The 26,875-nt window shown below is 41.6% G+C and carries 28 protein-coding genes; 21 read left to right on the forward strand and 7 right to left on the reverse strand.

The genetic code is table 11. The features are described from left to right. Positions 1–62 precede the first annotated feature (62 nt). Both C6W18_RS05955 and C6W18_RS05960 read right to left on the reverse strand, forming a co-directional pair. Positions 63–1,256 carry an aminotransferase gene (locus C6W18_RS05955; RefSeq protein WP_034317231.1) on the reverse strand — a complete coding sequence of 398 codons (1,194 nt, stop codon included), beginning with the start codon at positions 1,254–1,256 and terminating at the stop codon, positions 63–65. Next, a complete protein-coding gene (locus tag C6W18_RS05960; protein ID WP_003213765.1) occupies positions 1,257–1,757 on the reverse strand; it encodes an Lrp/AsnC family transcriptional regulator in 501 nt (166 codons plus the stop codon). 170 nt (positions 1,758–1,927) lie between these two features. Between C6W18_RS05960 and C6W18_RS05965 the strand changes: the two genes are divergently transcribed. Beyond that, positions 1,928–2,752 (forward strand): alpha/beta fold hydrolase, encoded by an 825-nt coding sequence (locus C6W18_RS05965; protein ID WP_105926659.1) that lies wholly within the window; start codon positions 1,928–1,930, stop codon positions 2,750–2,752. Here C6W18_RS05965 and C6W18_RS05970 read toward each other — a convergent pair. Beyond that, positions 2,749–3,009, reverse strand: a complete 261-nt coding sequence (locus C6W18_RS05970) for a DUF1871 family protein (RefSeq protein ID WP_034317226.1) — start codon at positions 3,007–3,009, stop codon at positions 2,749–2,751. The two genes, C6W18_RS05965 and C6W18_RS05970, sit on opposite strands and share 4 nt — an antisense overlap. A gap of 83 nt (positions 3,010–3,092) precedes the next feature. Between C6W18_RS05970 and C6W18_RS05975 the strand changes: the two genes are divergently transcribed. Then, a complete protein-coding gene (locus C6W18_RS05975; protein WP_105926661.1) occupies positions 3,093–4,259 on the forward strand; it encodes a MalY/PatB family protein in 1,167 nt (388 codons plus the stop codon). 141 nt (positions 4,260–4,400) lie between these two features. After that, the gene (locus C6W18_RS05980; protein ID WP_105926662.1) at positions 4,401–5,693 is read left to right on the forward strand and encodes an ATP-binding protein; all 1,293 of its coding nucleotides are present in this window, start codon (positions 4,401–4,403) and stop codon (positions 5,691–5,693) included. Here the strand turns inward: C6W18_RS05980 and C6W18_RS05985 are convergent, their stop codons facing one another. Beyond that, positions 5,694–5,873, reverse strand: coding sequence for a hypothetical protein (locus C6W18_RS05985; protein ID WP_034317217.1), 180 nt, complete (start codon positions 5,871–5,873; stop codon positions 5,694–5,696). Positions 5,874–5,963: 90 nt separating this feature from the next. Between C6W18_RS05985 and kapB the strand changes: the two genes are divergently transcribed. Further along, positions 5,964–6,356, forward strand: coding sequence for a kinase-associated lipoprotein KapB (gene kapB / locus C6W18_RS05990; protein WP_034317215.1), 393 nt, complete (start codon positions 5,964–5,966; stop codon positions 6,354–6,356). On the opposite strand, the gene kapD is transcribed toward kapB, so the two are convergent. After that, entirely contained in the window at positions 6,353–6,970 is a 618-nt protein-coding gene (gene kapD, locus C6W18_RS05995; RefSeq protein ID WP_105926664.1) for a 3'-5' exonuclease KapD, read from the reverse strand. The genes kapB and kapD overlap by 4 nt on opposite strands. A 218-nt stretch (positions 6,971–7,188) precedes the next feature. On the opposite strand from kapD, the gene C6W18_RS06000 reads away from it, so the two are divergent. The 3 genes from C6W18_RS06000 (at position 7,189) to C6W18_RS06010 (ending at position 10,806) form a co-directional block, all read left to right on the forward strand. Beyond that, a complete protein-coding gene (locus C6W18_RS06000; protein WP_275574574.1) occupies positions 7,189–8,367 on the forward strand; it encodes an MFS transporter in 1,179 nt (392 codons plus the stop codon). A 108-nt stretch (positions 8,368–8,475) separates the two neighbouring features. Further along, positions 8,476–10,377 carry a transglycosylase domain-containing protein gene (locus C6W18_RS06005; protein ID WP_105926666.1) on the forward strand — a complete coding sequence of 634 codons (1,902 nt, stop codon included), beginning with the start codon at positions 8,476–8,478 and terminating at the stop codon, positions 10,375–10,377. An 18-nt stretch (positions 10,378–10,395) separates the two neighbouring features. Further along, positions 10,396–10,806 carry a thiol-disulfide oxidoreductase DCC family protein gene (locus C6W18_RS06010; protein WP_034317207.1) on the forward strand — a complete coding sequence of 137 codons (411 nt, stop codon included), beginning with the start codon at positions 10,396–10,398 and terminating at the stop codon, positions 10,804–10,806. Positions 10,807–10,849: 43 nt separating this feature from the next. Here C6W18_RS06010 and C6W18_RS06015 read toward each other — a convergent pair whose 3' ends face one another. Next, complete coding sequence (locus C6W18_RS06015; protein WP_034317205.1) at positions 10,850–11,407, reverse strand: YufK family protein; 558 nt, start codon at positions 11,405–11,407, stop codon at positions 10,850–10,852. Between the two features lie 185 nt (positions 11,408–11,592). Here C6W18_RS06015 and malK point away from each other — a divergent pair, with 185 nt between their 5' ends. The 7 genes from malK to C6W18_RS06050 all read left to right on the forward strand — a co-directional run bounded on the left by malK (position 11,593) and on the right by C6W18_RS06050 (position 20,575). Further along, positions 11,593–13,191: a malate sensor histidine kinase MalK gene (gene malK, locus C6W18_RS06020; RefSeq protein WP_105926668.1), complete on the forward strand. Its 1,599-nt coding sequence runs from the start codon at positions 11,593–11,595 to the stop codon at positions 13,189–13,191. Beyond that, complete coding sequence (locus C6W18_RS06025) at positions 13,184–13,891, forward strand: response regulator (RefSeq protein WP_105926670.1); 708 nt, start codon at positions 13,184–13,186, stop codon at positions 13,889–13,891. Before malK ends, C6W18_RS06025 begins: the two co-directional genes overlap by 8 nt. A 393-nt stretch (positions 13,892–14,284) precedes the next feature. Continuing rightward, entirely contained in the window at positions 14,285–15,367 is a 1,083-nt protein-coding gene (locus C6W18_RS06030; protein ID WP_105926672.1) for a BMP family lipoprotein, read from the forward strand. A 159-nt stretch (positions 15,368–15,526) separates the two neighbouring features. Further along, positions 15,527–17,062 (forward strand): ABC transporter ATP-binding protein, encoded by a 1,536-nt coding sequence (locus C6W18_RS06035; protein ID WP_105926674.1) that lies wholly within the window; start codon positions 15,527–15,529, stop codon positions 17,060–17,062. After that, positions 17,055–18,101: an ABC transporter permease gene (locus C6W18_RS06040; protein ID WP_105926676.1), complete on the forward strand. Its 1,047-nt coding sequence runs from the start codon at positions 17,055–17,057 to the stop codon at positions 18,099–18,101. The genes C6W18_RS06035 and C6W18_RS06040 overlap by 8 nt, the downstream gene beginning before the upstream one ends. Beyond that, positions 18,102–19,061 (forward strand): ABC transporter permease, encoded by a 960-nt coding sequence (locus tag C6W18_RS06045; protein ID WP_050944038.1) that lies wholly within the window; start codon positions 18,102–18,104, stop codon positions 19,059–19,061. Between the two features lie 176 nt (positions 19,062–19,237). Continuing rightward, positions 19,238–20,575, forward strand: coding sequence for a 2-hydroxycarboxylate transporter family protein (locus C6W18_RS06050; protein WP_034317186.1), 1,338 nt, complete (start codon positions 19,238–19,240; stop codon positions 20,573–20,575). Between the two features lie 73 nt (positions 20,576–20,648). On the opposite strand, the gene C6W18_RS06055 is transcribed toward C6W18_RS06050, so the two are convergent. Next, positions 20,649–20,858, reverse strand: coding sequence for a hypothetical protein (locus C6W18_RS06055; protein WP_034317182.1), 210 nt, complete (start codon positions 20,856–20,858; stop codon positions 20,649–20,651). 219 nt (positions 20,859–21,077) lie between these two features. Here C6W18_RS06055 and C6W18_RS06060 point away from each other — a divergent pair, with 219 nt between their 5' ends. From C6W18_RS06060 to mnhG, 7 genes are read left to right on the forward strand one after another with little or no spacing between them, the layout of a single operon-like run. Next, the gene (locus C6W18_RS06060; RefSeq protein ID WP_105926677.1) at positions 21,078–23,483 is read left to right on the forward strand and encodes a Na+/H+ antiporter subunit A; all 2,406 of its coding nucleotides are present in this window, start codon (positions 21,078–21,080) and stop codon (positions 23,481–23,483) included. Beyond that, the gene (locus C6W18_RS06065) at positions 23,480–23,911 is read left to right on the forward strand and encodes a Na(+)/H(+) antiporter subunit B (protein WP_034317176.1); all 432 of its coding nucleotides are present in this window, start codon (positions 23,480–23,482) and stop codon (positions 23,909–23,911) included. Before C6W18_RS06060 ends, C6W18_RS06065 begins: the two co-directional genes overlap by 4 nt. Continuing rightward, positions 23,911–24,252, forward strand: a complete 342-nt coding sequence (locus C6W18_RS06070; RefSeq protein WP_105926679.1) for a Na(+)/H(+) antiporter subunit C — start codon at positions 23,911–23,913, stop codon at positions 24,250–24,252. Before C6W18_RS06065 ends, C6W18_RS06070 begins: the two co-directional genes overlap by 1 nt. Then, the gene (locus C6W18_RS06075; protein WP_105926681.1) at positions 24,245–25,723 is read left to right on the forward strand and encodes a Na+/H+ antiporter subunit D; all 1,479 of its coding nucleotides are present in this window, start codon (positions 24,245–24,247) and stop codon (positions 25,721–25,723) included. Before C6W18_RS06070 ends, C6W18_RS06075 begins: the two co-directional genes overlap by 8 nt. A gap of 6 nt (positions 25,724–25,729) precedes the next feature. Next, on the forward strand, positions 25,730–26,209 hold the full coding sequence (locus tag C6W18_RS06080; RefSeq protein ID WP_034317170.1) for a Na+/H+ antiporter subunit E: 480 nt from the start codon (positions 25,730–25,732) through the stop codon (positions 26,207–26,209). Next, entirely contained in the window at positions 26,209–26,490 is a 282-nt protein-coding gene (locus C6W18_RS06085) for a Na(+)/H(+) antiporter subunit F1 (protein WP_034317167.1), read from the forward strand. Before C6W18_RS06080 ends, C6W18_RS06085 begins: the two co-directional genes overlap by 1 nt. After that, on the forward strand, positions 26,474–26,848 hold the full coding sequence (mnhG, locus tag C6W18_RS06090) for a monovalent cation/H(+) antiporter subunit G (RefSeq protein ID WP_034317165.1): 375 nt from the start codon (positions 26,474–26,476) through the stop codon (positions 26,846–26,848). Before C6W18_RS06085 ends, mnhG begins: the two co-directional genes overlap by 17 nt. Positions 26,849–26,875: the final 27 nt, after the last annotated feature.

A 26,875-nucleotide genomic window follows, 5' to 3' on the forward strand; every position in this document is an offset into this window, starting at 1 on the left:
ATGCTTTCTAGTATTCCCCCCTAATTTGTGAGGCATGAGTCCATATGGATTGATGCCTTTTTTTATTTTAAGATGGCCGGTGCTTCTTTTTTCACTTGTCTATCCTGCAAGAAGCGCTGGATTCTTGACAGTGATTCCTGAAGATGATCGAGTGACGAAGCATATGAACAGCGAATATGACCTTCACCGCTGGGACCGAATACACTTCCCGGAACAACGGCTACTTTCTCGCTTAGCAGCAGCTCCTCAGCAAATTGTTCTGAGGACATGCCCGTGCCTTTGATGGATGGGAAGGCGTAAAAGGCTCCATTTGGCTGGTGACATGTCAGTCCAAGTTCATTGAGAGAGCCGACAAACAAATTGCGGCGTCTTCTGTAGCTTTTCTTCATTTTCTCTACATCTTCAAGTCCATTTTTCAGTGCTTCTTCTGCCGCATATTGTGCCATAGACGGAGCACACATCATAGAATATTGGTGTATTTTCAGCATGGCCTCGCGCAGTATAGGTGGTGCTGCCACATATCCTAAGCGCCAGCCTGTCATGGCAAACCCTTTTGAAAAGCCTGAAATCAAGATCGTTCTTTCCTTCATATCTTGAATCGCCGCAACGCTTGTAAAAGCTTCATCGTACGTCAGCTCTGCATAAATTTCATCGGTGATGATTAAAAGGTCATGCTCTTTTGCAAATTGGGCAATATCTTCGAGCTCTTCCTTTGAGTAAACAGATCCTGTTGGATTTGATGGAGAGCATAGTAAGATGGCTTTTGTCTTAGGCGTCAGCTTCGTGCGAAGATCCGCAGAATCCGCTTTGAAATCTTTTTCAGCCGATGTACTTAAATAGACAGGTACTCCGCCAGCAAGTGTCGTCAGTGCTCCATATGCTACAAAACAAGGCTCTGGAATGATCACTTCATCGCCGCCGTTTAAAATTGCGCGAAAGGCTAAATCAAGGGCCTGGCTTCCGCCTACCGTAATAATGAGTTCTTCTTCAGGACTGTAATCGATGTGAAATCGCTTATATAAATAGTGGCTCAGTTCTTTTCGCAAAGACAACAGACCTGCATTCGCCGTATAAGAGGTAAGTCCTTGTTCTAATGACATAATGCTTGCTTCTCTGACATTCCAAGCTGTCACGAAATCTGGTTCGCCGACACCAAGGGAAATGACCCCTTCCATTGTGGCTGCGAGATCAAAAAATTTCCGAATACCTGACGGCTGAATGCTTTGTACCGTTTCAGATAAATAAGACTTTTTCATTTAAGGAGACACCACGATTCTTTTGTCATCGTCTCCTGTTTCAAACACTTTCCCATCATGTTTATATCTTTTCAAAATGAAGTGGGTAGTTGTTGAAACAACGGAATCAAGTGTCGATAATTTTTCAGATACAAAGCGGGCAATATCAGACATGGATCTTCCGCGGATCACAACAGAAAGATCGTATACACCTGACATTAAATATACGGACTCAACTTCTTGAAACCTGTAAATGCGTTCAGCAATTTCATCAAATCCGACGCCTCTTTTCGGTGTCACTTTCACATCAATCATGGCTGTGACGCCTTCGTGACCATCCACTTTACGCCAGTCAATCATGGTCGAATAATCAATAATGACTTTTTGATCTTCAAGTTTTTGAATAATGGCTTCGGCTTCTTCTGTTGTCACACCTGCCATTTTCGCAATTGTATTTAAATCGGCGCGGCTGTTTTCATCTAAAATCTCTAATATTTCAGTTTCTTTTTCTGTTAGTTTCATTTGAATTCACACCTCTGCATGTAAAAGCTAGTTTTAAAAAATCTTCTGAACATTATAGCACGTTTTTCCCATTATGCTAAGCAGGGAAAAGATTCTAATCGTAGCTTAAAACCCACTTTTTAGGGTACAATACAGTCACCTAACAGAGAGTGAGTATCGGAGTGATGAGTGTGGACATTGTTCAGCCAGCTTATATGAAAAGTAAATTCGGTTTAGATATCTATTACGAGCACTATCCAAATGTGGGAAAGAAGACATTGATCTTGATTCACGGTCTCTTCTCTTCTACTTTCAGCTATCGTAAGCTCATCCCGCTTCTGAAACAAGACTTCAATTTAATTGCGATCGATCTGCCTCCATTTGGGCAGTCTGAGAAGTCGAATACCTTTATTTACAGCTATCGCAATATGGGCAAGATCATTATTGAACTAGCCGGTTACTTGCAGATTCAGCATGCAATTCTAGTAGGTCATTCAATGGGCGGACAAATTGCCTTATACGCTGCCTCCGAACGCCCAGACCTATTTGAAAAGGCGGTTCTTTTATGCAGCTCGGGGTATTTGAATAAGTCCAGAAGATCGCTTGTTTATAGCACGTATATTCCTTATTTTTATCTATTTCTAAAAAGAAAACTTTTAAAGCAAGGCATTATGAATAATTTAACCGCTGTTGTGCATGATCACTCGATTATTGATCAAGAGATGGTGGACGGATATTTAAAGCCTTTTTCTGATGATAAAATCTTTAGAAGTCTTTTACGTTTGGTGCGGCACCGAGAAGGTGATTTGACGTCAGATGTCCTAAAGAAAATGGAGACACCCGTGCTGCTCATTTGGGGCAAGGAAGATCGGATCGTTCCCATTCAAGTAGGCGAAAGACTGCACAAAGATTTGCCGCATTCGACCTTACATGCATTAAAAAAAACCGGGCACCTCATTCCTGAGGAAAATCCGGTCTTTGTGTCTGATCAAATCGGCAATTTCAGCCTGTCTTAGCGTGAGCAGGAGCTGCTGTCTCTTATGACAAAAAGCTGATTCGCTATATCTTGACAGTTCTCTATCGGAAGAAGCTGCTCAAATGAGTGATGGTAAATGGCTTGAATCTCTTTTGCTAAAGATAACGGGTCCTCTGCGTCGTATAACGCACTGATGACGTCAGCAGGCTCCGTTTCATAAAAGTCCTCTCCATAATGAAAAGGGTCCCATGCCTTAATGAATTGAATCATCTCTTCTACAGCTTGACTATCTTTCATGGGTATCACCGCTTATAATAAATTTTGTGATGTTTATTTTAGCACAACCAACAATGGTTGAAAAACGGCTAGAGGTGGGTTTCATGAATTTCGACGAACAGATCATACGTAAAGGTTCAAAATCAGTGAAATGGGATCAAGCAGAGTCTTTGTTCCTCACAACAGATGCACTGCCGATGTGGGTGGCAGATATGGATTTTAAAGCGCCCCAGGTCGTCCTTGATGCATTAAAAGAACGATTAGATCACGGCGTATTTGGCTATGCATTTCAGGATCAGGATACGCAGCAGGCAGTGGCTGACTGGCTCAAAAGAAGACATGGATGGACGATTCAGACAGATGCTGTCACCTTCACACCAGGTATCGTGACGGCACTTAGTTTTGCTGTCCAAGCCTTTACAGCACCGAATGATGAAGTGATCATTCAGTCACCAGTGTATACGCCTTTTTATCAAATGATTGAAAGGAATGGGCGTACGGTCTCAACCAATCCTTTAAAAATAGAAAACAACCGGTACATGATGGATTTTGATGATTTAGAGGAAAAACTGAGCAGACCACAAGCGAAGCTGATGTTCCTTTGTCATCCGCATAATCCTTCTGGGAGAGCGTGGTCAAAAGACGAATTAAAACGAGTAGGAGACTTATGTGTGCAGCATGGTGTAACAGTCGTTTCAGATGAGATTCATTCTGATCTGATGCTTTCCGGGAAGCGGCATGTGCCTTTTGCTAGTCTTTCTGACGACATAGAACATATCACAGTGACCTGTATTGCGCCGAGTAAAACATTTAATTTAGCTGGGCTCCAGGCATCTGCCATTATCATTTCCGATGAAGAAAAAAGAACCCTTTTCACTCATGAATTGCAAAGAAACGGGCTGGCCAAACTGAATGCATTTGCCATTCCTGCGATGGAAGCGGCCTATCGCCTGGGGGATGAGTGGCTCGATTCACTTGTTCTTTATCTCGAAAACAACATGAAGATTGCCATGGACTATATTGACGAACATCTTCCGAATATGCGTTATATGAAACCAGATGCTTCTTATTTATTGTGGCTGGACATTCGTGATTATCAATTGACTCAAGCGGAATTGAAACGGAATTTGCTCAAAAAGGGGAAAGTCATTCTAGAGCTTGGACACGTGTATGGGCTTGAAGGAGACGGCTTTATTCGGATGAATCTCGGCTGTCCTCTTTCAACGGTGAAAGAAGGTCTGAAACGCCTTCATCAAGCGTTCACTCTATGAACCAAATAAGACCAATTATACAAAAGAACATCCTAGCGGGTGTTCTTTTTAAAGAAAAAAACCCTCCTTTTATCATATCTACTTTGTACATGAAATGATATAATGAGAGGAATTACTATTATTTACGAGGAGAGCATTTAAATGGAAATGTTCAAGGATTTTCTGCTCCATGTATCTTTTATTCTATTTCCAATCTTTTTATATCATGCGCTATGGCTAAGCCGGACCCCTGCTCATTTCCCAAAAAGGAATAAACTGCTCATCACAATATTTGCATCCATCTCTTCAGCTCTATGTATTATATATCCAGTTGGTTCGATTTTAGATTTGCAGACGGGGCTTCAATCCATTCCCCTTGTACTTGCCATTTTATATGGAGGGTACACTGCTGGAATCGTCGCTATCTTGTTTAGCTCCATTGTCAAATTCGTGATGTATGGCTCTTTTTTATGGGTTGGACTCATTGTTGTACCGATTTACTTTTTCATCCCTTTCCTGTTCTACCGTAAATGGCGTCAATATCCGAAGCTGAAAAAGCTGATTTACGGAGTACTCATTGGTTTATCCAAAGGAATGTTCATTTACATTGGATTGTTTGCGGTCAGCTTAATGGAATATAGCCCAGCCTTTATTATGCAGCAAAAGTTCCTTGAGTTATTTTTCTCAACCCTTTACTACATATTCTTTCTTGTACTATGTATCTATTCCATTGAATTCGTCAAAGAAAATGCGCAAATGAGAACACAGCTCGTCCAGTCAGAAAAGCTGACCATTGTGAGTGAGCTCGCTGCAAGTGTCGCCCATGAAGTACGCAATCCGCTTACAGTTGTGAGAGGGTTTATTCAATTACTCTTTTCTAGTGACAATGCAAAGGAGCCGTCGACCAATAAGGATTATAAAAATCTCGTTCTGTCCGAGTTAGACCGCGCGCAGGACATTATCACAAGTTATCTTGATATTGCAAAACAAAACTATTATCAAATTGAATCTCTCAATCTGTCTAAATTACTTGAGGAATGTGCATCGCTGATGACATCCTATGCGAATTTCAAATCGGTCACGATTCATCAATCCATTGAACCAGACTTATACATTCAAGGTGATGAAACGAAGATCAAGCAAGTCATGATTAATCTAATCAAAAATGCGATTGAAGCCGCCCCCGATCACGAAGGGAAAGTTGAACTTTTTGCTTCAAAAGAAAATCATAAAATATGCCTTTATTTCATTGATAACGGTGTAGGCATGACAGAAAGCCAAATGAAAAAGCTTGGCGAACCATATTACACCTTGAAAAATAAAGGGACTGGACTTGGGCTGACAGTGACTTTTTCTATCATAGAAAATCACCATGGAACCATTCGTTTCAAAAGCTCGCTACAGTCTGGTACAACAGTCACCGTGAAGTTTCCTGAAGACACAAGAAGAAAATGATCAATCCATTTTTTTTGTCCTTTTTTCATCTATCTGCTCCTGCTTCTTAGACGCACGAACGATTAGACGAAAGCAAATAAATGCAGCAATAAAGAAAAGCACGGTGGTGATTGCCGCTGGGATGTACTCCCTTTTATCTTCAGGAAAATACAGTAGAAAGAGTGCGATGAACGACATCATTCGCCATTCCCCCTTTTGCTCGTTTACTTCACTATATTGGCTAAAAGAAATGAAATACCTTCCCGCGAGAAGGAAATGGAGGAATTTCACATGACAGACATTCAAATTGGACAAGTTGTGAAAGGTTTTTATAAAACAGGTGTTTACGTTGGGGAAGTGACCGCAGTTAAACCATCGACCTATCTCGTTCAAGTAAAAGCGGTTCTGACACATCCGACTCAAGGCGACCTGCATCATCCTAAAGAAGCAGACGTGCCCTTTTTTCAGGAGAGGCGAGCTTTGGCCTATAGAGAACAGACGAATATCCCCCATCATATGGTGAAGCCTTACGATGGCGACATACCTGATTATCAATTGTCACTGAAAGAAGCCGTAGACAAATTGAAAAAAACGCTTAGTGCGGATGATTCCAAATGGGCTGAAAAATCAAGAGCGTGCCTATCTTCTCTTGAAAAAGATTATTTTCCAGAAGACGCCCGCTAATCAGTCGAATCAAAAAAGTGAGAGAAGTCGATGAGTTCACCAATTTTGGTTGTTTGCGGATTTTCCACATAGGCTCTGTCTTTTTCAAAAAGGGTTAACAGCTGATAAGTGGTCATGGCATCATCGAGTGCTTTATGATGCTTACCAGCTCCTTCACTGCCGTACTCCTTTGCCGCTTTTCGCAGCCCTGTAAGTGTTCTATCACCAAAAAACGTTTTATATTCAAAAGCGAGGTCCCGCAGCTTTCCTTTAAAAGGAAAGGTAATGTGATTGAGCATACAGTTTTGCTTCAGTACCTTCATGTCCATATTTCCCCATGTGATAATTTCACAGTCTTCGCCCCCATCAAGTGACACGAGCTTCTCAATAAACACCTCAAATGAAATCCCGCTCTCTACATCCTGCTGCGTAATTCCGAGAAAAGTTTTACAGCGCTTTGTCAGCTTCGGAAACTTTTTCGGTTTGACGTAGCTTGAGAACGTGTCTATGATCGTGTCATTTGTTGCTTTCACTACCCCAGCCTCAATAATTTCAGGGTAAAAATTTTGTGGATGATATTTTCCATCAGGCATCGTAAATTCAAAATCGACCACAAGCAGCGTCTTCTGTTCCACCAGTCTCACCCCACTTTCTCGTCTGTTTTTCATCCTGATATCATTATATTAAGACGGACCTTGAAATCACTTCATTTTCTTGAAAATAATGCAGATTCACTATGCCCAACCTATTCATCAGATGAAAGATCGCTTATTTTCCTTTATAATTATTAAGGAACACGAAATAAATAAAGAAGGTGGTCTCTATCACAAACAGGAAAAAAAACTTGTACATCATGTGGTTTGTGAACTTTTTTGTCTCTGCCAGCATTACAATGATCGTCCCTTTTTTATCACTTTACATAGAATCTCTTGATAGCAGCTATTCGAATGAATTTGTCCAAAGATGGAGCGGCTATGTCTTTGGGGTCACGTTTTTAACGGCCTTTCTGATTTCTCCAATTTGGGGACGAATTGGTGACAGGCACGGTTATAAAAAGATTTTGCTGATTAACGGCATTGGGATTGCAACAAGTATTCTATTAATGGGGCTTGTTCAAACCGTTTATCAGCTATTCGCACTACGGCTCTTCATGGGACTTGTAACAGGATTTATCTCTACTTCAATGGCGCTGATCTCTGCTCAGACTGAAAAGGCAACGGCCGGTAAAACACTAGGAACCATGCAAATGAGTAATGTCGCCGGAGGATTGTTCGGTCCTTTAATGGGCGGCTTCATGGCAGACAGCGTTGGCTTCATTTATACGTTTTTCTTAACAGCCGCTGTCATTTATGTGTCGGCTATTGTCATTATCTTCGGTGTGAAGGAGCATCCGATCCGCTCAAAAGAAGCAAAGCGCGTCACTTACTCACGAAAAGATGTCCTCGTTCATATTTTCAAACAGCCTTTGCTTGTGGTCACGATGCTTTTAACGTTTATTACGCAAGTGGGGAACTTTAGCATTCAGCCACTTTTAGCTTTATACATTCATGATTTGCACGGCCCGGTCAATCTCGCCTTTTATGCGGGACTGGCATTTTCTGCAACAGGACTTGGAAATTTGCTGTTTACGAGAAAATGGGGAGATCTTGGAGATCGAATCGGACATGATAAGGTGCTGCTTGCCCTACTCATCCTCTCCTCTATTTTATTCATCCCGCAAGCAATGGCGGATTCCTACGTGATGTTAGTGATTTTCCGTTTTCTGTACGGGATGGCACTAGGCGGGATTATTCCGTGTACGACGGCGTATATTCGAATCAAAGCACCTGCCTCCATGCAAGGGGAAGTGCTCGGATACAATGTCAGCTTCCGTTTTCTTGGGAATGTCGTCGGTCCAGTCATTGGCGGCATTGTAGCAAGTCATTATGGGATTCCAGCTGTCTTTTATGTGACCGCCGGCATTTTTCTTTTTGGCGCGTTATTTTTATGGGCAGTTCGCTCACAATCAAAGACAAAAGAAAGGAGTGTCTGATCAAGCATCAGATACTCTTTTTTCCTGTCTAGATGCCTTCTCCACTAGACTTCACGCCCATTCTTTTCTCAAAATAACCTTCTCGTATCCGCAAAAGAATGGTACGATATGGCTAGAAATCTGAAGAAAGTGAGTGACCTCATGTTTCGTGCAATCATTGGTTGGTTATTACTTGCTGCCCTCATCCCATTATTTGTTCTGACTTTTTATCTATCAAAGGAAGAAGCTGCAAGTGTAAAGCCTGTTAACGAAGTGCTTGATCAAAAAATTAAGCTGGAAAAGATAGATTTTTCCCAAAACAGTTATATGTATGATCGGGATGGTTCTCTTATCTCCGAGATCGTATCGAACGATGAAAACCGAGTTTTCGTGAAATACGATAAAATTCCTGATCCTGTGAAGGAGCTGTTCCTTCGCTCAGAGGACCGCAACTTCTATGACCATAAAGGCATTGACTTTATGGGGGTTGTCCGTGCGCTTGCTGCAAATGTCAAAAACCACGGCATTAGCCAAGGAGCCAGTACCATCACACAGCAGTTATCCCGTAACTTATATTTAAGCCATGAACGTTCGTTCAGCCGAAAGTTTACAGAGCTGCTCTATTCCTATGAACTAGAGCGGAAATTCACGAAAGATGAAATTCTCGAAAGCTATTTAAATACGATTTATTTCAGTAACGGTGTTTATGGTGTTGGTTCTGCGGCTAATTACTATTTTGATAAGCCGCTTAGTTCTTTAACGCTTGCACAGATGGCCTTTATCTCTGCTATTCCAAACAACCCGACGCTATATGACCCATTGAAACAATTCAAGCACACAAAGAAACGCCAAGAACGGCTGCTTGGTATTTTGAAGAAAGACGGCGTCATCACCAAGAAACAATACAAAAAAGCCGTCAAAGAAAAAATCAGCCTGTCTTTAAGCGAAAAGAAAAATCTTTACCCTGACTATGTGACATATGCCAATGAGGAATTTACCGATCTTGTGTCTGATCAGGAAGGCTTTACAAAACGATTGAAGAAAGCAAAAACTGCAGGAGCGAAAACAGCCATTCAAAAGGAATTATCTGAAAAGGTCAGTGCCCTGCTCCAAGATGGCGTGAAGATTTATACAGCACTTGATCCTTCCTTACAGCAAAGAGCGGTTTATCAGCTTAATGCTCAATTGCCCTATCAAGGTGTGGAAGGCGGATCAGCGGTCATTAATCATGAAACCCATCAAATTGTCGCACTTGCTGGCGGGAAAAACTATAAAAAGTTTGATTTCAACTACGCCTATCAAGCGCAAAGACAGCCTGGTTCCGCGATTAAGCCGCTTTTAGACTATGGTCCTTATATTGATCAAACCGGTGCAACGGCATCAAGCACCATCAGTGCCGGCAAGTTTTGCAGCAGCGGGTACTGTCCGCAGAACTATAATCATAAAACGTATGGAACAGTCACACTTGAAACAGCCTTTAAGAATTCTTATAACACCCCTGCGATCCGAATGCTGGATACAGTCGGTGTCAAAAAAGGCTTCAGCTATTTAGAGAAGTTCTCATTCGAACATATTGTAGCAGATGATTATCGCCTTCCTTCTGCACTTGGAGGATTTACGAAAGGCTTCTCACCGCTAGAAATAACAGATGCGTATACCGTCTTTGGTAATCAAGGTTCCTACACGCAAAGTCATTCAATCACAAAGGTGACAGACTTAAACGGCAAAACCCTTTACAAATGGAAAGAATCGCCGAAGCAAGTGTACTCTCAGCGTACAAATGAAACGATGCGCAAGCTGCTTGCCTCCGTTGTGAAAAGTGGAACAGGGAAAAAAGCGAACTTCAATTCCCCTTACATTGGTGGTAAAACGGGAACATCCAATGACTACAAAGACATTTGGTTTGTTGGACTGACAGATCAATACACAATGGGTGTATGGGTCGGAAGAGATAGAGGGACGGTTGAATCTATTTATAACTCAAGCCCGCACTTACGTATTTGGAAAAATACGATGCAATACGCCAGATAAACAGGAGGTTTGATTGCGATGCATTCAACACATCCACCCCATTTAATTTTATTTGACGGTGTCTGCAACGTGTGCAGCGGTGCTGTTCAGTTTGTGATTAAGCGCGATCCGAATGAGCGGATGATGTTTGCTTCTTTACAATCAGATACAGGGCAGCGAATTTTACAAGAACATGGTTTGCCTTTAGATGAGTTCAATTCATTTATTTATATTGAAGAAGGCACCCTTTATATGAAGTCGACAGGCATTTTAAAAGCTGCACGGCATTTAAAAGGCATATACAGATGGAGCTATTTGCTCCTCGCCATACCGCGTCCAATCCGTGATTGGTTTTATCAGCTGATCGCGAAAAATCGCTACAAATGGTTTGGTCAAAAAACATCCTGTATGATGCCTACACCTAATATCAAAAAACGGTTTCTTCCATAAAGAAAGCATCCTCCATTATCGGAGGATGCTTTCTTTCGTCTGTTTAAGCAGGCAGACTCGCCATCACACTGTTATAAAGCTTAATAAATAAGTACAAAATGCCGATCAAAAACGTGGCCCAAAATAGCAAAATAAACATCATAAATCCAATTAAATTCAGCATAGAAAGCGATTGATAAATGCGGACGACAACCCAGATAAAATAGACAAGACTTGCTAAAACAAAAAGTCCCACAAGCAAAATAAGCTGCTGTGTCAACAGAAATGCAAGTAAGCTGGCAAACAAATAAACAACGGATGCAATCCGAATCTTCTTTAAGTTCTCCCCTTCAGGGTCCTTTGCGAAAAAGAGTAAAGCCAACTCTAAAACCGTATCTGCAATCAGTTTTAAAGCAGATAAGATCATAAAATAAACAAGTGCACATGCGGCAAAGAGAGCAAGACGAATGCCCTGTTCTGAAAAGAACTCCAGCATTCCTTTTAAAATACCTGCCTGAGTCAAGAAATCAGTGATGATGCCTACTGTAAAAATCGAAAAAGCAGAGCTGAATAGTAAAATAGAAATCAGCGGAAAATATCCAGTCAAATATGTATTTTTCATAAATAGTTCCTTTCTCATAAGCTCACATTTATTATGGCTCACTTAAAACGGATTGACAAGATGCTTTCAACGTAAACTGGGAACAAAATCAAATTTGTGATTTTGCACGTACATTCCTTCACAAACTTACATTTTCCCGTTAAAGTATTACTATTACGAAAAAATCGTGCGTTAGGGGTATACTCGTGAAAAAAACTTTAAGACTGCAAACACGGCTGACGATCTTTGTCTGTATCGTTGTCCTGATCTCCCTTTGTATCACATTCTTTACGATATGGTCGGAAACAGCCAAGAACATTCATCAGCAGGAACGTGACATTGCCCTCTCCACTGCCAAAATGGTCGCAGAGGCACCGATCACGGCGAAATCATTAGAAAAGCATTCATACTCAGCACTGCGTAAATATACAACAAGTGTTCAGCAAATCACCAAAACTGAATTTGTTGTCGTCATGGATATGAACGGCATCCGCAAAACACATCCGAATCCGCAGAAGATCGGAAAGCCGTTTGCTGGCGGTGATGAAAAAGCAGCATTACAGGGAAAAGAACATATTAGTACAGCTTCTGGAACACTAGGCAGGTCCATGCGTGCTTTTGTTCCTGTTTATGATCAAGATGGAAAGCAGCTCGGGGCTGTGGCAGTAGGGATTACGTTAAAGGAAATTGACTTGATTATTCACCAAAGCTTACTCCCACTCTACTTCGTCACATCGCTTAGCCTTCTATCTGGCATTATTGGTGCACTCATTGTTGCACGAAAAGTGAAGAAGATTATGTTTGGACTGGAGCCAGATGAAATCGCCACATTATTAAAAGAACGAAGCGCCATGCTAGAATCAACAAAAGAAGGCATTCTTGCCGTTGATCAGCACGGTAAGATTAAGCTCGCCAATCTAGAAGCGAAACGCCTTTTTCATAATATGGGCATTCAAGTTGACCCTAGAGAACAAGATGTTCAGACTCTCCTCCCTTCAAGCGGCTTAAAGCAAGTGATTGAAACACGCAAGCCTCTGCTTGATCGTGACGTGAGAATGAATGGACTGGAACTTGTCTTTAACGAGGTGCCGATTACGGTAAAAGGTGAGATTGTTGGAGCGATTGCTACCTTCCGTGACAAAACAGAAGTCAAACACCTCGCTGAGCAGCTAAGCGGCGTCAAAATGTATGCCAATGCCCTTCGTGCCCAGTCACACGAATTCATGAACAAGCTTCATGTGATTTTAGGATTGGTCCAGCTCAAAAATTACGATGACCTTGGCACCTATATCAAAGATATTGCGATTTATCAGCAAACAGAAACAAATGAAATCATCAACCATGTGAAAAACTCTGTCTTAGCAGGATTTTTACTAGGAAAACAAAGCTACATCAGGGAACAAGGCGCTACCTTAGAAGTTATTTGCAGCACACAAGTCCCAAACACAGAAGACCCAGCAGTGACGCATGATCTCATTACCGTTATTGGCAACTTGTTAAATAACGCACTCGATGCTGTTTCTCATACAGATATCAAAAACATCTCGATCTCATTCCGATACGTCCAGGAGCAGCTTCATATTGAAATTACGGACACAGGTGTCGGTCTGACAAAAGAAGAACAGAACATCATGTTTGATCAAGGCTTTTCAACAAAAGGAGAAGACAGAGGGTTCGGGCTCTACTTCGTTGACCAAAGCATCAGAAAATTGAACGGACATATGATTGTTACGAGTGAAAAAGGAGAAGGAACGACCTTTAGTCTCCGCATTCCGTATAAACAAAAGGAGGATTCACATGATTAATGTGTTAATAGTAGAAGATGACCCAATGGTTGGGGAGCTAAACAAACGCTACCTGACCCAAATAAATGGCTTTGAGTTAAAGGGGATCGCCACCTCCTTTCAGAAGGCACTAGACTTATTAAAAACAGAAGTCATTCATCTTGTACTGCTCGATATTTATATGCCTGGACAAAATGGACTGGCACTATTATCAGAAATTCGTCAGCAAAATCATTCCGTTGATGTCATTGTCATTTCTGCTGCCAATGAAGTCGACGTTGTGCAGCAAACGATGCGAAACGGAGCCGTTGATTATTTAATCAAGCCCTTTGAGTTCGAACGATTCCAATCAGCTTTGGCAGAGTATAAAAGAAAACACGCCTTGTACCAATCCATGAATAGCATCTCGCAAAATGATTTAGATGCGAAGCTCTTTCATAAAAAAGCGGAGGCAGAAAAAGTCCTTCTGCCAAAAGGCCTGACCAAAAGCACCCTAAAACTCATTTGGACAAGCATTCAATCATTTGGTCAGCAAGCTTTCACGACCGAAGACCTAGCCAATCATACAGAAATCTCTCAAGTCTCAATTAGAAAATATTTGAAATTCCTTGAGGACATCGAAGTAGTTGATGTGGAAATGGCGTACGGGACAATTGGACGTCCTGTTTTCCAATATAAACTCAATACAAGCAATATGAATTTGATTCAGCAATATCTATAATTTGACACATCTGACCTTCACAAAGGCCAGATGTTTTTTTATGGCATAAGATGTAACAAACCCCTTGATATCAGTGGTTCCACTGTAATAGAGCACATTGCAAAAGCGGCATTATATCATATTTCAGCCTATAAAAAGACATCGAATTTAACCTTTTAACATTTTTTTAAAAATAAAACAAATTTCTATTTATTTATTCTATGGGAAATGATAAATTATGATTGATTAGTTCAACGAGATATAAGTCTGATGTCTTACATCTTCTCTCCTGCACTCCATAAGTTTCATGAGAAAGCAGGATAAAATACCCTTTTCACAAGGAAGAGAAGAGAGGGATCGGTCATTTTTCGCGAGACTTTTCTGAAACTTTTAAATTTTATAGGGGGTTATGTTTTGAAGAAGCGCAAAATTGGACTAGCATTGTCCTTAGTCGTAGCAGCAGGAACCATCCTTGGAGCATGCGGCAACTCTGGCTCAAACAGCGGTGAAAACAAAAAAGATAAAGATCAATTCACTGTTGCAATGGTAACTGACGTCGGTGGTGTCGATGACAAATCGTTTAACCAATCAGCTTGGGAAGGTCTACAAGCATTTGGGAAAGACAACAATTTAACAAAAGGTAAAAATGGCTTTGATTACTTACAATCTAAATCAGACGCTGACTATACAACAAACTTAAACACACTTGCTCGTGAGAAATTCGACCTGATTTATGGAATTGGTTTCTTAATGCAAGATTCTATTAGTGAAATCGCAGATCAACGCAAAAAAAATCACTTTGGTATCGTTGATGCAGTAGTGAAAAAAGACAACGTAGCAAGCATTATGTTTAACGAAAACGAAGGATCATTCCTTGTTGGTGTTGCAGCTGCTCTTTCTACAAAGTCGAACAAAATCGGTTTTGTTGGCGGCGTTGACTCTGAATTAATCAGAAAATTCGAAGTTGGATTCCGCGCAGGCGTTGAAGCAGCTAACCCGAAAGCAAAAGTTGAAGTGAAATATGCTGGTGCATTTGATAAAGCAGACATCGGTAAAGCAACAGCTGAAAGCATGTACAAATCTGGCGTCGACATCATTTATCATGCAGCTGGTGGCACTGGAACTGGTGTCTTCACAGAAGCGAAAAACCTGAAAAAAGCTGATCCTAACCGTAAAGTTTGGGTCATCGGTGTAGATAAAGACCAGTATGACGAAGGAAAAGTACCTGGAACAAAGCAAAGTGTCACCCTTACTTCTATGATTAAGAAAGTAGACACAGCGGTACAAGATTTAACGACGAAAGCAAAAGAAGGTAAATTCCCTGGCGGCGAAGTGATCACATACGGTCTGAAAGAAGGCGGCGTTGACATCTCTCCATCTCAGGACAACCTTGACAAAGATGTATTGAAGAAAGTAGAAGAATGGAAACAAAAGATCATCAAGGGCGAAGTCAAAATCCCTGCAACACGTGATGAACTAAAAGATTTTAAAGCTTAATTTGAGCATCGGGATAAGCACGCCTTATCCCCTTGCCTCTCCTTTACCTCCTCTTTATTCGTAAAAGGTGGTAAAAGAAAAGCTGCAGCCTTGTTTTGCAGCTTTTCTTTTGCTAGTTTTTATCTTCATCAGCACCCTAAAAAAGGAGCGGTTAAACCTGTGGATTATGTCATTGAAATGTTGAATATACGCAAAGAATTCCCTGGCATTGTAGCAAACGACAACATTACGCTACAGCTAAAAAAGGGCGAAATTCATGCGCTGCTTGGTGAAAACGGCGCTGGAAAATCAACGCTCATGAACGTACTTTTCGGACTATATCAGCCTGAAAAAGGTGAAATCAAGGTACACGGAAAACCTGTTACCATCTCTAGTCCAAATGATGCAAGTGATTTAGGCATCGGAATGGTGCATCAGCACTTTATGCTTGTCGATACATTCACTGTTGCTGAAAACATCATTTTAGGGAAAGAACCAAAGAAGTTTGGAAAAATTGATAAAGAACAAGCCATACAGCAAGTGCAAGAGCTTTCTGACCGCTATGGTTTGAAAATAGATCCTGCCGCAAAAGTATCTGACATCTCTGTTGGCATGCAGCAGCGTGCAGAAATTTTAAAGACACTTTACCGTGGCGCTGACATTTTGATTTTCGACGAACCAACAGCCGTCTTAACACCTCAAGAAATAAAAGAACTCATACAAATTATGAAAAACTTAATCAATGAAGGCAAATCCATTATTTTAATTACCCACAAGCTGAAAGAAATTATGGATGCCTGTCATCGCGTCACCATTATTCGAAAAGGCCAAGGCATTCGTACACTTGATGTGGAAAGCACCAATAAAGACGAGCTTGCAAGCTTAATGGTCGGCCGGGAGGTTTCTTTTAAAACAGACAAAAAAGCAGCCTCTCCTGCTGAGGAAGTGCTTCAAATTCAAGATCTGACAGTAAAAGACGCACGAGGAATCGAAGCAGTCAAACATCTGAACCTCTCAGTGAAGGCTGGCGAAATTGTAGGAATTGCTGGGGTAGATGGCAATGGTCAATCTGAATTAATTGAAGCCATTACAGGTCTGAAAAAATCAGAATCCGGCACGATCAAGCTAAACGGGAAAGCCATTCATAATCTCCCGCCTCGTAAGGTCACCGAATCTGGTATTGGACATATTCCACAAGACCGTCATAAGCACGGACTTGTGCTCGATTTTTCAATTGGAGAAAATATTTCCTTACAAACATATTATCAGCGTCCTTACTCAAAGTTTGGCTTGATGAATATGAAAAACATTTATCAAAAAGCAAAACGAATCATTGCGGAATATGACGTACGGACACCGAGTGAATATACAGAAGCACGCGCCCTGTCAGGCGGTAACCAACAAAAAGCCATTATCGGCCGTGAAGTTGACCGAAATCCTGATTTATTAATTGCCGCTCAGCCGACACGAGGACTTGATGTTGGTGCGATTGAATTTGTTCATAAACGTCTCATTGAACAAAGAGACACAGGCAAAGCCGTTTTGCTCATCTCCTTTGAGCTTGATGAAATTATCAATGTTAGTGATAAGATTGCTGTGATTTTCGAAGGCAGCATTATTGCCATTGTTGATCCAAAAGAAACAACAGAGCAAGAGCTTGGTCTATTAATGGCTGGAAGTACGCAACAGGAAGTGGGGAAAGAAGCAAATGTCTAATCGCTTAACAAATCTGCTGATTCCGCTTATAGCCATTGTACTTGGTCTTTTCGTTGGGGCCATTATTATGCTTGCAAGCGGCTATAGTGTCATCGAAGGCTATGGCGCCCTATGGAATGGCGTCTTCGGTGAAACCTATTATATGGGAGAAACCATCAGACAAGTGACACCTTATATTTTATCAGGACTTGCTGTTGCCTTTGCATTTCGGACAGGCCTCTTTAATATCGGGGTAGAAGGTCAAATGCTCATTGGCTGGGTAGCTGCTGTATGGATCGGAACAACCGTCCATGCACCTATGTATATCCATCTGCCGCTGGCACTCATCACCGCAGCTGCTGCTGGTGCATTATGGGGCTTTATTCCTGGATTTTTAAAAGCACGTTTTTATGTGCATGAAGTCATTGTCACCATCATGATGAACTACATTGCCCTTCATGTCACAAACTATTTGATCTCAAATGTCTTAACAAACAATAAAGATAAAACAGAAAAAATTGATGCCACTGCATCACTTCGCTCTGGATTTTTTGAGCAAATAACCGATTTCTCACGTATGCATAACGGGATTTTTGTTGCCATTATTGCTGCGGTCGTGATGTGGGTCATTATTCAAAAAACCTCTAAAGGATTTGAATTGCGAGCTGTTGGGATGAACCAGCAGGCATCACATTATGCCGGCATGAACGTTCGCCGTAATATCATTTATGCAATGCTCATTTCAGGTGCCTTTGCAGGGCTTGCAGGCGCTATGGAAGGGCTTGGCACGTTTGAATATGCCTCCATCAAAGGCTCGTTTACTGGCGTAGGTTTTGATGGAATCGCCGTCGCTTTATTAGGCGGAAATACAGCCATTGGTGTCGTACTTGCTGCACTATTACTTGGTGGTTTGAAGGTCGGTGCTTTAAACATGCCGCTTGAATCTGGCGTTCCGACTGAGGTCGTTGATATTGTCATTGCGATCATTATTCTTTTCGTCGCCTCAAGCTATATTATCCGTCTTGTCATTCAACAAATGAAGAAAAAGGGGGGAAAATAAGTGGGATTTCTGCAAATTCTTGAAATCATCGTCCCAGCTACACTTGTTTATGCTGCACCACTTATTTTAACCGCTCTTGGAGGCGTCTTTTCAGAAAGATCAGGTGTTGTCAATATCGGTCTTGAAGGTTTGATGGTCGTCGGAGCATTTTCAAGTATTATCTTTAACTTATTTTTTGCTGATACGTTTGGGGCCTTGACCCCGTGGCTTGGGCTTCTCGTCGGAATGGCCATTGGCGGATTGTTCTCACTTATTCACGCTGTTGCGACCATTACATTTCGAGCTGATCAAACGGTCAGTGGTGTTGCCATTAACATGCTTGCGCTTGGCGCTACACTGTTTGTCGTGAAACTCATTTACGGGAAAGCACAAACTGATAAAATTACAGAGCCTTTCTATAAAGGAGATATTCCCCTTTTAAGTGATATTCCAATCATTGGTGATATTTTCTTTAAAGATGTCTATTATACATCCATACTCGCATTAGTTCTTGCGGTTGTTGCTTGGTTCGTTTTATTTAAAATGCCGTTTGGTCTTCGTCTCCGTGCAGTTGGAGAGCATCCAATGGCTGCTGATACAATGGGGATCAAAGTGTACCGGATGCGCTATATTGGCGTCTTCATTAGTGGACTGTTTGGCGGTCTTGGCGGAGCGGTTTATGCTTCGACCATCGCGCTTGATTTCTCACATGCAACCATTACAGGTCAAGGCTTCATCGCTTTAGCTGCGCTTGTATTCGGTAAATGGCATCCATTTGGCGCAATGGGCGCTGCTTTATTCTTTGGATTTGCACAAAGTTTAAGCATCATTGGCTCTCTCTTACCACTGTTTCAAGATATACCGAACGTGTACATGCTCATTGCCCCATATGTGCTTACGATCCTAGCACTTACTGGCTTCATCGGACGTGCAGATGCACCAAAAGCACTTGGCACACCCTATTTAAAAGGAAAACGATAAATACAATGTATGATCAATCCCCTGAAGGACAAGCTATCTTCAGGGGATTTTTGTATGATAAAAACGATAAAACCTCCTGTTTATTTTACTTTTATTACACTTAATTTAGTTTAATAAATAGAAGAGTGTCATTGAATCTTCTACAATTGAGACAAATAGCATTTGGGGGTGTTTACGTGGCTAATGCACAACAATTGAAATCGATTACAAATGATTCTGACAATAATAAAAGCGTTTTCCGAAAGATCATGTCTTGGAAAATTGGTGTTATTGATCTTCCTGTGTATTTAGTACTTGCAGCGATTATTTTAACTGCCGCTTATTTTAATAAAATTCCAGCAAATATGCTTGGTGGTTTCGCTGTTATTATGATTTTGGGGATTTTCCTTGGAGATGTAGGACAACGTATTCCAATCTTAAAAGATATTGGTGGACCGGCGATTCTTTCTTTATTCGTACCATCGTTCCTGGTCTTTTTTAATGTTCTGAATCCGAACTCATTGGAAGCGGTTACGTCTCTTATGAAAACGTCTAACTTCCTTTACTTCTATATTTCTGCTCTTGTAGTAGGTAGTATTCTCGGGATGCAGCGAACGGTTTTAGTACAAGGCCTTATTCGTATGTTTGTTCCTCTTGTTGCAGGTACAATTGCAGCTGTGAGTGCCGGAATTCTTGTTGGTCTTTTAGTTGGTTACACACCGCATCATTCGTTCTTCTTTATCATTGTACCGATTATTGCCGGTGGTGTTGGAGAAGGGATTCTGCCATTATCTATTGCTTATTCACAAATTCTTGGTGTATCAGCAGAGTCATTAATTTCTCAATTAATTCCTGCTGCTGTTATTGGGAACGTCATTGCCATTATCTGTGCTGGCGCAATGAAGAAGCTTGGTGAAAAACGTCCTGAATTGAACGGGAATGGCCGTCTTGTGAAATCGAAAGAAGCAAACGAAATTTTCGAGCAGCCAGATATGGATGCAAAAGTTGATTTCGGTTTAATGGGTGCAGGTGTACTCGTTGCTTGTACAACCTTCATCTTTGGTGGTTTGTTAGAAAGCTTTGTTCATATTCCAGGTCCAATCTTAATGATTGTTCTTGCAGCTTTAATCAAATACTTAAACGTGATGCCTCAGCATCTGCAAAATGGCTCACAGCAGTTCTACAAGTTTGTTTCAAGAAGCTTCACATGGCCTCTTATGGTTGGTCTTGGCATTCTGTACATTCCGCTTGATGATGTAGCAACTGTGATCTCTATTCCATTTGTATGCGTATGTATTTCTGTTGTACTAGCAATGGTTGGTTCTGGTTACTTCGTTGGGAAATTAATGAACATGTATCCAGTTGAATCTGCGATTGTGACTGGCTGCCACAGCGGACTAGGCGGTACTGGTGACGTTGCGATCCTTTCAGCTTCTGGAAGAATGGGTCTCATGCCTTTCGCACAAGTATCTACACGTCTTGGCGGGGCAGCAACTGTTATTTGCGCAACGATCTTACTTAGAATGTTTACTTAAAAAATACAACTTAAAAAGCATGGGCTCTCAAAGAGCACATGCTTTTTTTATATTTCTTTTCTCCTATATGATCTCAGTCATCAGCTAATACAATTCGTACATATTCTCGAGGCTGAAAAGGATACTGTTTGGCTTCTTGATAGGTCATGTGGAGAAGATGTTCTGTAAATAATGGCCATTCACTCCCTGCTTGCCACCTTTTTTGATCATTTCGGTCAATCAAGAATGCTCCTCCTAAAATCGTGCAGAATATGCTTAAGCTGATGGCGATCTTTCGTTTCATTTGATCAGCTCCTTTAAGAAAAGCATGTACGAAATACAAAACAATATACAACGAGTTTTATTTTTGATAAAATATTTTTTGTGGTCAAAAGAACTCAAAATAAATGCAGTTTGCAGTAAATCAGTTCAAACCAATGCACTATGGCTGTATTTACGCTATAATTTTAATTACCAGTTCTTTAGAACGTGAATTTATATTGATCAAAGGAGGTTCATTTTCTTGCAGCTTATTCACTTCGCCATCCTATCACCTTTTTTACTTGCCTTTGTTGTACCTTTCCTTTTTAAATATGTAAGGCGTATACATACGGGATGGTTTGTTCTCATCTTGCCCATTCTATTATTTACCTATTTCATCCAAATGCTTCATATCACCTCGAATGGACGAACGCTTTTCTCACAGGCTGAATGGATTCCTTCTCTAGGGATGAATTTCACTGTGTATGTAGATGGCCTTAGCCTGTTATTTGCTTTATTAATTACAGGTATTGGCGCACTCGTGGTGTTGTACAGTATTTTCTACTTATCAAAGGAAAAGGAACAGCTTGGCTCTTTCTATACGTATTTATTAATGTTTATGACCGCAATGCTAGGTGTCGTTCTCTCTGACAACATGGTGGTTCTTTACTTGTTTTGGGAGCTAACGAGTATCTCTTCCTTCCTCTTAATTGGGTATTGGTATAAGCGTGAACGCTCTCGTTACGGAGCAACCAAGTCACTGCTTATTACTGTTTTTGGCGGATTAGCTATGCTTGGCGGCTTTATCCTCATCTACCTGATCACTGATTCATTCAGTATTCGTGAAGCAGTCAATCAGCTTCAGCTCATTATGGCATCACCTTACTTTATTCCTGCCATGATCCTGATCTTACTAGGTGCCTTTACGAAATCAGCGCAGTTCCCATTCTATATCTGGCTGCCTGATGCAATGGAAGCACCAACCCCTGTGAGCAGTTATCTGCACTCTGCTACTATGGTGAAAGCCGGCATTTATCTTGTTGCCCGCTTCAGTCCAATCTTTGCTATATCAGAAGTATGGTTCTGGACCATTTCTATCGTCGGACTTATCACATTATTCTGGGGATCATTCCACGCCGTCCGGCAAAACGATTTGAAAGCCATTCTGGCCTATTCGACGGTTAGTCAGCTCGGCATGATTATGCTCATGCTTGGAGTAGGCGCAGCTGCGATTCATGAAAACAATCCTGCCTTTTTTGGCGCAGCCGTTCTTGCTGCTATTTTTCATCTCATTAACCATGCTACCTTTAAGGGCAGTCTCTTTATGGCAGCTGGTATTATCGATCACGAAACGGGTACTCGTGACATTCGGAAGTTAGGCGGATTAATGACCATCATGCCTATTACCTTTACGATTACGTTAATCGGTACATTCTCAATGGCCGGACTTCCGCCATTTAATGGCTTCTTAAGTAAAGAGCTATTTTTCACAAGTATGATACGGATCTCTGACATCAGCTTTACTGACGTTTCAACATGGGGTGCTATTTTCCCAGCAGTCGCTTGGCTCGCTAGTGTGTTTACGTTCATATATAGTATGATGCTCGTCTTTAAAACATTTAGAGGTCGTCTGAATGTAGATCAATTGAAGAAAAAACCGCATGAAGCACCGATTGGCATGCTGATTCCGCCAATCATTCTAGCTGCACTTGTGGTCACTTTCTTCTTTTTCCCTAATATTCTTGCCTATTCTGTCATCGAACCCGCGATTGCTGCGATCATTCCTGAAGCCATTGAAACAGGAAGTCGTTTTGCTGTGAAAATTGAAGCATGGCATGGATTCCAGCCAGAGCTTTATATGACAATAGGTGTTGTTGCGCTCGGCACGATCGGCTATTTGACGCTATCAAAATGGCGTCCAATGTACAACATCTTTAAAGAAAAGTGGTCATTTAACGCTTTATATGATCGTTCGTTGACAGGCTTAGAAAAAGGCTCATATCGCCTGACAAACAGTTATATGACTGGTTTTCTGCGTGACTATCTTGTCTATGTGTTTGGGTTCATGATTATCGTCATTGGCGGCGTGATGTTTTATCAGCAAGCCTTCTCATTCAAAACGGAGCAGGCTGCACCAATCGGCACGTATGAAGCCATCCTTTCACTTGTGATGGTGGCGGCAACTGTCACCACAGTATTCGCTCGTTCACGCTTAACAGCCATTATTGCTTTAGGTGTCATGGGGTACACGCTGTCATTATTCTTCGTGATTTTCAGAGCACCTGACCTTGCGCTGACGCAGTTGATTATTGAGACGATTTCTGTTGCGCTGTTTCTACTTTGCTTCTATCATTTGCCAAAGCTGAGCTTGAAGCAAAAAACGAGAAGGTTCAAATTGACCAATTTGATCATTTCATTAGGCGTTGGAGTTGTTGTCACCTGTCTAGCTTTCGCTTCCACAAGTCAGCAGTCACTTGACACAATCTCAACTTACTTTATTGAAAACAGCTACAAGCTTGCAGGCGGTGACAACATTGTCAATGTCATTCTTGTAGATTTCAGGGGTTTTGATACACTCTTTGAAATTACCGTGCTCGCCATTGCGGCACTCGGTATTTATGGGTTATTAAAAGCTCAAGGAAAACGGAAGAGAGGAGTGCGACGATGAGAAAGATTGATACGAATGATATGCTCTTACAAGTCACAACAAAAATCACAGCATTCATCATCTTGCTTTTCTCACTTCACCTATTTCTTGCGGGACACAACAATCCTGGCGGGGGGTTCATTGGCGGCTTGATGAGTGCTGGGGCTGTCGTCCTTCTGCTCTTAGCCTATGACCTGAAAACAGTGAGACGCATTCTCCCGTTTAACTTTATTTATGTTGCAGCGACTGGGCTGCTCGTTGCGATCCTGACAGGAATGGGATCATTTCTATTCGGTGCCCCTTTTCTATCCCATGCATTTGATTATTTCCAACTACCGTTTCTAGGGAAAACAGAGCTGGCGACTGCCGTACTGTTTGATATCGGTGTGTATTTAGTTGTTGTTGGTGTCACCATGACCATTATTCAAACGATTGGAGAGAAGGAATAATGGAATTTCTAATGTCTATTATCGTCGGAATTATTTTTATGGCGGCGACCTATTTAATGCTTTCAAAAAGCCTTCTAAGGGTCATCGTCGGTACTGCCGTTTTGAGTCACGGCGTCCATTTGCTTCTATTAACAATGGGCGGCTTGAAAAAAGGAGCACCTCCTATTTTAAAAAAGGGGCTCACATCCTATGTAGATCCATTGCCACAAGCATTAATTTTAACAGCCATTGTCATTGCTTTTGGTGTGACATCCTTTTTGCTCGTCATGGCCTTCCGTGCCTTCCAAGAGCTGCGAACAGATGACATGGATCAAATGAGAGGAAATGATCAGCATGAATAATCTCGTGATCCTGCCTATTTTGATTCCATTACTATCCGCGACACTATTGATTTTTATGAATAAGAACATCATGCTGTCGAGAGGCTTTAGTGTCTTTGCGTCTCTTTCAGCCATTATATGTAATTTATATTTGGTCCAAACGATTTTCACAGGTGGTATACAAACTCTTTATTTGGGCGGCTGGAAAGCACCATTTGGGATTGCGCTTGTGGCCGATCAGTTCGCGGCACTACTCGTGCTGACTGCTTCAATTGTTGGACTTGTCACAATTCTCTTCTCCTTTCAAACGATTGGAAAAGAAAGAGAGCGACTGTTCTATTATTCCGGCGTACAGTTCTTGTTAGCTGGCGTCAGCGGTGCCTTTTTAACGGGAGATATTTTCAACCTGTTTGTATTCTTTGAATTGCTGCTGATGGCGTCTTACATGCTCATTGTGCTAGGCGGATCAAAGCCTCAGCTTCGTGAATCATTGAAATATATAGTGTTTAATATCATCTCATCGGCATTATTTATTGTCGGTGTGGCTTGTTTATATGCAGTCACCGGCACACTGAATATGGCTGATTTAAGTGTGAAAATAGCTGAATCCGGGCAAACAGGGTTGATCACAGTCATTTCGATCCTATTCCTCATTGTATTCGGCTTAAAAGCTGGGGTCTTCCCGCTTTATTTCTGGCTGCCAGGATCGTATCATGCACCGCCCGCAGCGATTTCGGCTCTATTTGGCGCACTGCTGACAAAGGTAGGCTTATATGCGATTGCCAGAGTCTTTACGTTAATTTTTATACATGATACAGGATTCACACACACGCTCATGGCTTGGCTTGCCGCACTAACGGTGATATTCGGTGTGATTGGGTCTATCGCCTATTCTGATGTGCAAAAAATCGTGATTTATAACATTGTCACAGCTGTTGGGGTCATTTTGTTTGGAATTGCAGCCAATACACCTGCATCACTCCAAGGCGCCATTTATTATCTCATTCACGATATGGTGATCAAAGGCGCATTATTTATGCTGGCAGGTGCACTGTTTGTGTACGCTGGCACAAACAATCTCAAAAAAATGGGCGGGCTGATTCAATCCCAGCCTCTGCTCGGCTGGATGTTCTTCATATCGGCTTTATCCCTTGCAGGAATTCCTCCGCTGAGTGGGTTCGTTGGAAAGCTAAAAATTGTTGAAGGTGGATTCTCTGCTGGACACATGACGTTTTCTATCCTTGTCTTAATGTCCAGTCTTCTTGTCCTCTATTCTGTTATGAGGATATTCATGCTCGCATTTTGGGGCGAGGAACAGGATATGCGTAGAAGAAAGCCATCAATTAGAGGCATGGTGTACCCTGGCGTACTGCTTGTTGTCTTATCGCTTGCGATTGGATTAGGGACAGAGTTCATTGCCCCTTATATCAATCAAGCTGCGGAAATGCTTTCAACACCAGAAAAATATATTCAAGCTGTGCTGAAGGAGTAGATAAACATGGCCTTTCAAATATTATTAAATGCTCTCCTCGCCTTTACATGGATGTTTATGAATGATACATACAGAGCCGCGGACTTTGTATCAGGCTTTGTACTAGGAATGGTTGCCATTTTTATGCTGCGGCGATTCTTCCCGCAGCGTTTTTACGGCTATGCCCTTTACGCTATTTTCAAGCTCGTGTTGATTTTTATTCGAGAGCTGCTTCTTGCCAATTTGAGTGTATTAAAGACGGTATTATCTCCAAAGCTTAAGATTAAGCCTGGTATTTTCGCCTTTCGTACGGACTTAAAAACGGATTGGGAAATCACCATACTAGCTAATATGATTACATTGACACCAGGTACACTGGTCATTGATATTTCGGACGATCGCTCGATTTTATACATTCATGCCATGGATATTGAAGATGCTGAAAAAGCGATTCACGATATTCGGGTTTCATTTGAAAAAGCGATTCAGGAGGTGAGCGGTAAGTAATGGAACTCATTTTGCAAATTGCACTTGGTATTCTCGCACTATCTACCCTGCTTTTTGTCATAAGGGTCATTAAAGGGCCCTCTATTCCTGATCGCGTGAGTGCGCTTGATGCGATAGGAATCAATTTAATTGGGATGACAGCCATCGTTTCAATTTTACTGAAAACCACAACATTCTTTGAAATTATTTTACTGCTCGGCATCCTTGCGTTTATTGGTACTGTCGCTTTTTCCAAATTCCTTGAGAAAGGGGAAGTGATTGAAAATGATCGTCATCGCTAAAGCTATTGTCATTTTCTTTATCATGCTGGGCGCCATCCTTTGTCTGATTTCGGCCATTGGCGTACTCCGTCTGCCGGATGTTTACACACGTATGCATGCTGCATCAAAAGCATCGACACTTGGCGTTGTCCTCATTTTAGTAGGTGTATTCTTTCATGAATGGTTTCTTGCAGGCATCATCTCTGCGAAAATCCTACTTGGGATCGTTTTTATCTTCCTGACAGCTCCAGTCGGCGCTCATTTGATCGGAAGAGCCGCCTACAATACTGGAGTCAAGATGGACAAACGCAGTGTTCAAGATGATTATGGCGGTTTTCGTAACTTTGTGATTAAGCGGAAAGAAGATTCTTATTTATAAAAGCCGCTGTACTTCCTTTTATGGATA

Origin of the sequence: Bacillus sp. LLTC93 (assembly GCF_002993125.1) — a bacterium.
Lineage (GTDB): Bacteria > Bacillota > Bacilli > Bacillales > Bacillaceae > Bacillus > Bacillus zhangzhouensis.

Coding starts and splice junctions, on each gene's coding strand:
- C6W18_RS05955 (WP_034317231.1), bottom strand. CDS start 1,256: ATGAAAAAGTCTTATTTATCTGAAACGGTACAAAGCATTCAGCCGTCA.
- C6W18_RS05960 (WP_003213765.1), bottom strand. CDS start 1,757: ATGAAACTAACAGAAAAAGAAACTGAAATATTAGAGATTTTAGATGAA.
- C6W18_RS05970 (WP_034317226.1), bottom strand. CDS start 3,009: ATGAAAGATAGTCAAGCTGTAGAAGAGATGATTCAATTCATTAAGGCA.
- C6W18_RS05975 (WP_105926661.1), top strand. CDS start 3,093: ATGAATTTCGACGAACAGATCATACGTAAAGGTTCAAAATCAGTGAAA.
- C6W18_RS05980 (WP_105926662.1), top strand. CDS start 4,401: ATGGAAATGTTCAAGGATTTTCTGCTCCATGTATCTTTTATTCTATTT.
- C6W18_RS05985 (WP_034317217.1), bottom strand. CDS start 5,873: ATGATGTCGTTCATCGCACTCTTTCTACTGTATTTTCCTGAAGATAAA.
- kapB (WP_034317215.1), top strand. CDS start 5,964: ATGACAGACATTCAAATTGGACAAGTTGTGAAAGGTTTTTATAAAACA.
- C6W18_RS06000 (WP_275574574.1), top strand. CDS start 7,189: ATGTGGTTTGTGAACTTTTTTGTCTCTGCCAGCATTACAATGATCGTC.
- C6W18_RS06005 (WP_105926666.1), top strand. CDS start 8,476: ATGGCTAGAAATCTGAAGAAAGTGAGTGACCTCATGTTTCGTGCAATC.
- C6W18_RS06010 (WP_034317207.1), top strand. CDS start 10,396: ATGCATTCAACACATCCACCCCATTTAATTTTATTTGACGGTGTCTGC.
- C6W18_RS06015 (WP_034317205.1), bottom strand. CDS start 11,407: ATGAAAAATACATATTTGACTGGATATTTTCCGCTGATTTCTATTTTA.
- C6W18_RS06025 (WP_105926670.1), top strand. CDS start 13,184: ATGATTAATGTGTTAATAGTAGAAGATGACCCAATGGTTGGGGAGCTA.
- C6W18_RS06040 (WP_105926676.1), top strand. CDS start 17,055: ATGTCTAATCGCTTAACAAATCTGCTGATTCCGCTTATAGCCATTGTA.
- C6W18_RS06055 (WP_034317182.1), bottom strand. CDS start 20,858: ATGAAACGAAAGATCGCCATCAGCTTAAGCATATTCTGCACGATTTTA.
- C6W18_RS06065 (WP_034317176.1), top strand. CDS start 23,480: ATGAGAAAGATTGATACGAATGATATGCTCTTACAAGTCACAACAAAA.
- C6W18_RS06070 (WP_105926679.1), top strand. CDS start 23,911: ATGGAATTTCTAATGTCTATTATCGTCGGAATTATTTTTATGGCGGCG.
- C6W18_RS06075 (WP_105926681.1), top strand. CDS start 24,245: ATGAATAATCTCGTGATCCTGCCTATTTTGATTCCATTACTATCCGCG.
- C6W18_RS06080 (WP_034317170.1), top strand. CDS start 25,730: ATGGCCTTTCAAATATTATTAAATGCTCTCCTCGCCTTTACATGGATG.
- C6W18_RS06085 (WP_034317167.1), top strand. CDS start 26,209: ATGGAACTCATTTTGCAAATTGCACTTGGTATTCTCGCACTATCTACC.
- mnhG (WP_034317165.1), top strand. CDS start 26,474: ATGATCGTCATCGCTAAAGCTATTGTCATTTTCTTTATCATGCTGGGC.